Here is a 3918-nt window from a genome sequence, read left to right as displayed (position 1 = left end):
GCCCGTGCCGGGGGAGCGTGGCACATTTGCCGCAGGCCAGGGGCCGCGGGCCCGGGGCCCGCGGGCGCCGTGCCTCAGAGCAGGGCCAGGGTGTCGCGCAGCGCCGCCGCGAGGGCGGGCGCCAGGGCGTCGGCGCGCGCCGCCTCCCCGTCCCGCAGGGCCTCCTCGATCCGCGCCGCCAGGCCCGCGACCCGGGCGGCCCCGACGCCGAGGGCCGAGCCCTTGAGGGTGTGGGCGAGGTCCGCCCGCGCGCGCCCGTCGAGGGCCGGGTCGGCGATCCCGGGGCCGAGGCGGGCGCATTGCTCGGCGAACAGCCCGAGGACCTCGCGGGCGAGGTCGGCGTCGCCGAAGGTCTGGCGCGCGAGGTGCGCGCGGTCAAGGAGCGTCTCCATCCGGGCATTCCTCCCGTTCCCGCAAGGGCCCGCTTTTGCCGGTGGAGCCCTGTCCACAGCCGCGTGGCGGGCCGGTCCGGCCGGGCCCCGCGGCGGGGAACCCTTGGGGCTCCGTGACATAGCCCGGCCGGTCGCGGTCTGGCGGCAACATGGTAACCATTTCGTTAAGCTTTTTGGGACGCTTCGCTCCGCTCGGGTATCCGGCTGGTACTCCTTGCGTCTAAGGTCCGCGTGGTAAACGGCGGGGCCTCGGGTCCGGGCGGCGTGGCGCCCGGACCCGAGGCCGCGGGCGGGTGCGGCGGGGGCCTGATCGTCCCGCCGGCGTTCAGGCGTGACGAGGCGTTCGATGGCGACGGATAAGAAGCTCAAGGACCCGGCGGAAGCGGCGCTGTCGGCGATTGAGCAGGCCCTGAACCTGGATCACGCGCCCGACGCCCCGGGGGCGCCCGCGAGCCGCGTCGAGCCGCGCCTGCCCGACGTCGAGGATGGCGACCCCCTGGCCCCGGGGGCGCGCCGCCCGAGCGAGCCGGTCTTCGACGGCAGCCCGATGCCCCTCGCCCCCCGCGACGGCCGCCGCGAGGGCGGCCTGCTGCCCCCGGACCGCTCCCTCGTCGCCAACGACGACCGCCGCAGCATCGGCGCCCTCCAGCAGACCCTGCGGGTCGAGCCCTCCCGCGGCCCCTACTGGCTCGCGGCGCTCGCCACGGTGATCTGGCTCTCCGGCTTCGCGGCCCTGGCCTGGAGCCAGTCGGGCGGCGACCTGCGCGGCTTCGCGGCCGGGCTCACGGGCCTCCAGGGCGCGGTCGGGGCCGCGGCGGTGCTCGCCCCCGTGCTGCTGTTCTTCATCGCCGCCATGCTGGCGGTGCGCGCCCAGGAGATGCGCCTCGTCGCCCGGGCGGTCGGCGAGGTCGCGATCCGGCTCGCCGAGCCCGAGGGCTTCTCCACCGACGCCGTGCTGACCATGTCGCAGGCGGTCCGGCGCGAGGTCGCGGCGGTCGGCGACGGCGTCGAGCGGGCCCTCGCCCGCGCGGGCGAGCTCGAGACCCTGGTGCGGGGCGAGATCTCGACCCTGGAGCGGGCCTACTCGGACAACGAGATCCGCATCCGCTCCCTCGTCGACGAGCTGGTGGCGCAGCGGGAATCGATCGTCGCCAACGCCGAGCGGGTGCGGGGCGCGATCCAGGGCTCGCACCAGACCCTGACCCAGGAGCTCGACACCGCGGCCGAGCGCATCGTGACGGCGGTTGACGGCGCCGGCGAGCGGGTGACGGCGGCGCTCGGGTCGCGCGGCGAGGAGATCACCTCGGCGCTCGGGCGCCGGGGCGAGGAGATCACCGTCGCGCTCGCCGCCACGGGCGACCGGGTGGTCGAGTCGGTGGCCGGCCGCGGCGACGACCTCGTCCAGCGCCTCGTCGCCACCAGCGAGGGCGTGAAGTCGGGCCTCGCCGAGGTCGGCGAGACCCTCAACCTGGCCCTCGAGACGCGGGCGCGCGACGTCACGGTCGCCTTCGAGCGCACCGGCGGCCTCCTCACCCGCACGCTCGCCGACAATGCCGGGCAGGTCGCCCGCACCCTCGCGGAGACCGGCGCCGGCGTGATCGAGGCCCTCAACCGCGAGGGCGTCCAGGTCCGCGAGACCTTCGAGCGCTCGGCCCGGGGGCTCGAGGAGAGCTTCCTGTCCCGCGGCGGCGACCTGACCGACCGCTTCGCCGAGACCGGCACCGCCATCACGGAGCGCTTCGCCGCCTCGGGCAGCGCGATCGCGGCCCACCTCACCGACCGCAGCACGGCCCTGCGCGAGGAGATCGAGGGCGCGGGCGGCGACGTCGCGGCGGCGCTCGAGGCCCGGGCCCGGGAGGCCGAGGCCGGCCTGACCCGTGTCAGCGACGCGGTGGTCGAGGCCTTCTCGGGCCGGGCCGCCCAGGTGCGCGACGACCTCGCCGCCATGGTGGAGGACGCCGCCCAGGTGATCGGCGTGCGCGGCGCCGACCTGACGGGGCGCCTGGAGGACACGATCGGGCGCATCGAGGAGACCCTGACCGGACACGGCGGCGCCCTCGAGCGCAACCTCACCGAGGCCGGGGACCGGGTCTCGGCCCTGATCGGCGGCCGGGCCACGGAGGCCGCAGGCCATCTGGGCCAGGCCCTCGAGGGCCTCGGCGTCGCCCTCGCGGCGCAGAGCGCCGGCCTCCTCGACGGGATCGGCCGCCGCACCGAGGAGACCCGCGCCGCCTTCGGGCAGGCCGCCGAGGCGCTCCAGGAGGCCCTCGACGCCCGGGCCGACGCCGCCGCCGAGGCCCTGCGCCGCACCGCCGAGGCGGTCGGGGCGGACCTCGAGACCCGCGCCGCCGGCGCCGCGGACGGGTTCCGCCGCGCCGCCGAGACCGCCACGGGCCAGGTCGGCGACCACGCCGCCGCCGCGGTGGCGGCCTTCCGCCTCGCGGCCGAGGACGGCGCCCAGGTGGCGCTCGCGTCCGGGACCGGGGCTGCGGCGGAGATCCGCCGGGCCGCCGAGATCGCCACCGGCGAGCTCGACGTGCGCACCGCCTCCTCNACCGGGGCTGCGGCGGAGATCCGCCGGGCCGCCTCGTCGGCACCCGCACGGACGAGGCGGGCGCGGTCCTGCACGGGGCGATCGCGGGCCTGACGGGCCGGGCCGAGGAGGCCGCGCTCGCGATCGGGCGGGCCGCCGAGACGGCGACCGGCGCCCTCGACGCGCGCACCGCCGAGACGGCGGCGGCCTTCGCGCGAGCCGCCGAGGAGGCGGGCCGCCTCGTCGGCGCCCGCACGGAGGCGGCGGACGCGGCGCTGCGCACCTCGGTCGGGGGACTTGCCGAGCGGGCCGAGGCGGCGGCCGCGACGATCGCGGCCTCGGGCGAGACCGTGGGCGCGGCGCTCGGCGCCCGGTCCGCGGAGGCGGCGGAGATCCTGCGCCGCTCGGCCGAGACGGCGACGGGGGCGCTGGGCACCCGGACCGTCGAGGTGGCGCACGTGTTCCGGCGCGCGCTGGAGACCACGGGAGCGGAGCTGGAGGCGCGCACGGCGGCGGCCTCCGAGCTGTTCCGGCAGGCGAGCGCGGCGACGGCGGGCGAGATCGGGGCCCGGGCCGAGGAGGCGGCGCTGGCGCTGCGGCGGGCATCCGAGGAGGCGACCGGGGCGGTGGGGGCGCGCACGGCCGAGAGCGTGGAGGCGTTCCGGCAGGGCGCCGAGGAGGCGTCCGGCGCCCTCCAGGCGCGGATGAGCGAGGCGGCGGCGGCCTTCGCGCGAGTGGCCGAGGAGGCGGGCGGGCTGATCGGCACCCGGACGGAGGCGGCGGACGCGGCGCTGCACGGGGCGATCGTGGGCCTGGCGGGCCGGGCCGAGGAGGCGGCGCTGGCGATCGGGCGGGCCGCCGAGACGGCGACGGGCGCCCTCGACGCGCGCACCGCCGAGGCGGCGGCGGCCTTCGCGCGGGCCGCCGAGGAGGCGGGCGGCCTCGTCGGCGCCCGCACGGACGCGGCGGACGCGGCGCTGCGCACCTCGGTCG

At 78.9% G+C, this 3918-nt stretch carries 1 protein-coding gene and 1 pseudogene; one reads left to right on the top strand and one right to left on the bottom strand.

From position 1 onward, the window contains the following. Positions 1-74: 74 nt before the first annotated feature. Positions 75-392 carry an Hpt domain-containing protein gene (locus DT057_RS05740; RefSeq protein ID WP_128561135.1) on the bottom strand — a complete coding sequence of 106 codons (318 nt, stop codon included), beginning with the start codon at positions 390-392 and terminating at the stop codon, positions 75-77. Between the two features lie 346 nt (positions 393-738). Between DT057_RS05740 and DT057_RS37380 the strand changes: the two are divergent. Beyond that, a pseudogene (locus DT057_RS37380) lies at positions 739-2945 on the top strand (apolipoprotein A-IV repeat region-like domain-containing protein); the annotation flags it as partial. Positions 2946-3918: the final 973 nt, after the last annotated feature.

This window comes from Methylobacterium crusticola (genome assembly GCF_003574465.1).
In the GTDB taxonomy this organism is placed as follows: Bacteria; Pseudomonadota; Alphaproteobacteria; order Rhizobiales; family Beijerinckiaceae; genus Methylobacterium; species Methylobacterium crusticola.
The sequence above is the reverse complement of the archived record's forward strand: the minus strand, read 5'-3'. Positions and strand labels throughout refer to the sequence as shown.

Coding starts and splice junctions, on each gene's coding strand:
- DT057_RS05740 (WP_128561135.1), bottom strand. CDS start 392: ATGGAGACGCTCCTTGACCGCGCGCACCTCGCGCGCCAGACCTTCGGC.